Source organism: Corallococcus terminator (assembly GCF_003611635.1).
GTDB lineage: Bacteria > Myxococcota > Myxococcia > Myxococcales > Myxococcaceae > Corallococcus > Corallococcus terminator.
Genome location: NZ_RAVZ01000558.1, coordinates 1 through 3,320 on the forward strand (window position 1 = coordinate 1; position 3,320 = coordinate 3,320).

At 69.2% G+C, this 3,320-nt stretch carries 1 protein-coding gene; it reads left to right on the forward strand.

Going from position 1 to position 3,320, the window contains the following annotated elements; all coding sequences use genetic code 11:
* A partial coding sequence (locus D7V88_RS39980; protein ID WP_120545755.1) for a non-ribosomal peptide synthetase occupies nucleotides 1-3,320 on the forward strand: 3,320 nt, incomplete at both ends.

The window sequence follows — 3,320 nt, forward strand, 5'->3', positions numbered from 1 at the left end:
GAGGGCGGCTGTACCGGACGGGAGACAAGGTCCGGCAGCGGGAGGACGGGAAGCTGGAGTTCCTGGGGCGCGTGGACTTCCAGTTGAAGGTGCGTGGCTACCGGGTGGAGTTGGGCGAGGTGGAGGCAGGGCTGAGCGCATGCGAGGGCGTGCGCGAGGCGGTGGTGGTGGCGCGGGAGGACGTGCCCGGAGACAAGCGGCTGGTGGGGTACGTGGTGGCGAAGCCGGGCCACACGGTGGAAGTCACGGCGCTGCGAAGCGAGCTGAAGGGACGGCTGCCGGAGTACATGGTGCCCTCGGCGCTGGTGGTGCTGGAGGCGCTGCCGCTCAACGCGAACGGCAAGGTGGACCGCAAGGCCCTGCCGAAGCCGGAGCAACTGGACGGCGATGCGCGAGGCTTCACGGCGCCGCGCACGCCCACCGAGCAGCAGCTCGCGAGCATCTGGAGTGAGTTGCTGGGCGCGAAGCAGGTGGGCCTGGGCGACAGCTTCTTCGAGCTGGGCGGGCACTCGTTGCTGGCGACGCAGGCCATCTCCCGCATCCGCCAGACGTTCCAGGTGGAGCTGCCGCTGCGTGCGTTGTTCGAGGACGCGGTGCTGGAGCGGCTGGCCGCGCGCATCGACCTCGCGGTCCACTCGGGCGGCGGGGTGCGGATGCCGGCGCTGGTGCCGGTGGCCCGCACGGACGCACTGCCGTTGTCGTTCGCGCAGCAGCGCCTGTGGTTCCTGGATCAGTTGGAGCCGGGTGGAACCTCCTACAACATCCCGACGGCCGTGAGGCTGTCGGGCGAACTGGACGTGGGCGCGCTGCGCCGCACGTTCGGCGAACTGGTGCGCCGTCACGAGTCCCTGCGCACGACGTTCCGCGCGATGTCAGGCAGCCCGGTGCAGGTGGTGGCACCCGCGAGCGAAGTGCCCCTGACGTGGGTGGACCTGTCGGGCGAAGTGGACGGCGAAGCCCGTGCACAGGCCCTGGCGGAGCAAGAGGTCCGGCGTCCGTTCGACCTGGAGCAGGGCCCGCTCTTCCGGGTGACGCTGATCCGGCTGACGGAAGTGGAGCACGTGCTCCTGCTGTCGGTGCACCACATCGTCTCCGACGGTTGGTCGCGAGGCGTGCTGGTGCGCGAAGTGGCATCCCTCTACGGCGCGTACAGCACGGGGCAGCCGTCTCCGTTGCCGGAGCTGGCGGTCCAGTACGCGGACTACGCGGCGTGGCAGCGCGATTGGTTGCAGGGTGAGGTGCTGGAGGCGCAGCTCGCCTACTGGAAGCGGCACTTGGGGGGAGCACCGCACGCGCTGGAGCTGCCGACGGATCGTCCGCGTCCGGCGGTGCAGACGTTCCGGGGCAGCAATTGCTCCGTGACGATGCCCCTGTCGCTGCGCGATGCCCTCTGGGCGCTGAGCCGCGAAGAAGGCGCGACGCCCTTCATGACGCTGCTGGCCGCATGGCAGGTGTTGCTGGCGCGCTACAGCGGGCAGGACGACATCAGCGTGGGCACGCCCATCGCGGGTCGCAACCGGACGGAGCTGGAGGGCCTCATCGGCTTCTTCATCAACACGCTCGTGTTGCGCACCCAGATCGCGGGTGACGCCAGCTTCCGTCAGGTCCTGCGTCAGGTGCGGGAAGTGGCATTGGGGGCATACGCGCACCAGGAGGTGCCGTTCGAGAAGCTGGTGGAGGAACTGAAGCCCGAGCGCGACATGAGCCGTTCGTCGCTCTTCCAGGTGATGTTCTCGCTCCAGAACGCGCCCCTGCCCGTGGCCCAGCTCCCGACCGGACTGAGGCTGCAACCGGTGGACGCCGAGGGCGACACCGCCAAGTTCGAACTGTCGCTCGACATGGGAGACCGTGGCCAGGGCCTGTCCGCGTCGCTTGAGTACAACACCGACCTGTTCGACGCGGCGACGGCGCAGCGGATGCTGGCGCACTTCAGCGTGCTGCTGGAGGGCATCGCGGCAAATCCGGACGCGCGCGTGCTGGACCTGCCGATGCTGGGAGAAGCAGAGCGGCGTCGTGTGCTGGTGGAGTGGAACGACACCGACGTGGTGCTGCCGGCGGAGCAGGGGATTGCCGAGCGCTTCGCGGAGCAGGCACGCCTGACGCCGGAGGCGCAGGCGGTGGTGGCGCCTGGGGAAGCCGCGCTGACGTACGGGGAGCTGGAGGCGCAGGCGAACCAGTTGGCGCACCACCTGCGAAGCCAGGGCGTGGGCCCGGAGGTGCTGGTGGGCGTGTGCCTGGAGCGCACGCCGAGGCTGCTGGTGGCGCTTCTGGGCATTCTGAAAGCGGGAGGGGCGTACGTCCCGTTGGACCCGTCATACCCGGCGGACCGACTGGCGCTGATGGTGTCGGAGTCGCGCATGTCACTGCTGCTGACGCAGCAGTCGCTGGAGGGGACGGTGGAGGCGCCGGGCCTGCGCCGCTACCTGCTGGACGCGGAGGCCCCCGCACGAGCGGGCCTGCCCACGGAGGCACCCACGCGGACGGCGCAGCCGGAGAACCTGGCGTACGTCGTCTTCACGTCGGGAAGCACGGGGACGCCGAAGGGCGTGATGGTGTCGCACCGTAGCTGGGCGAATGCGTACCTGGGGTGGGAGCGAAGCTACGGGCTGAAGGCGGGAGTCCAAAGCCACCTGCAAATGGCGAGCTTCTCCTTCGACGTCTTCGGCGGAGACTTGTCGCGAGCGCTGTGCTCGGGCGGGAAGTTGGTGCTGAGCCCGCGCGAGTGGCTGCTGGAGCCTGGGAAGCTGCACGGGTTGATGGAGGCGGAGGGCGTCGACTGCGCGGAGTTCGTGCCGGCGGTGTTGAGAGGGTTGCTTCAGCACCTGGAGGAGACGGGGCAGCGGCTGGAGAAGATGAAGGTGCTCATCGCAGGCTCGGACGCCTGGTACGTGAATGAGTACCGGCGAATCCGGGGCGTGATTGGAGCCTCCACCCGGCTCATCAACTCGTACGGAATCAGCGAAACGACCATCGACAGCACGTGGTTCGAGAGTGACGCGCTGGTGGCGGGAGACAACCGACTGGTGCCGATTGGGCGTCCATTCGCGAACGTGCGGATGTACGTGCTGGACGGGGCACTGAAGCCAGTGGCGTCGGGGGTGGCGAGCGAGCTGTACATCGGCGGGGAGGGCGTGACGCGCGGGTACATCCACCGTCCAGAGTTGACGGCGGAGCGCTTCGTGCCGGACCCGTACGGGGCGCCAGGCTCACGGCTGTACCGCTCGGGGGACAGGGCGAGGTACCTGGGGGACGGGAACCTGGAGTTCCTGGGCCGGGCGGACACGCAGGTGAAGCTGCGCGGCTTCCGGGTGGAGCTGGGC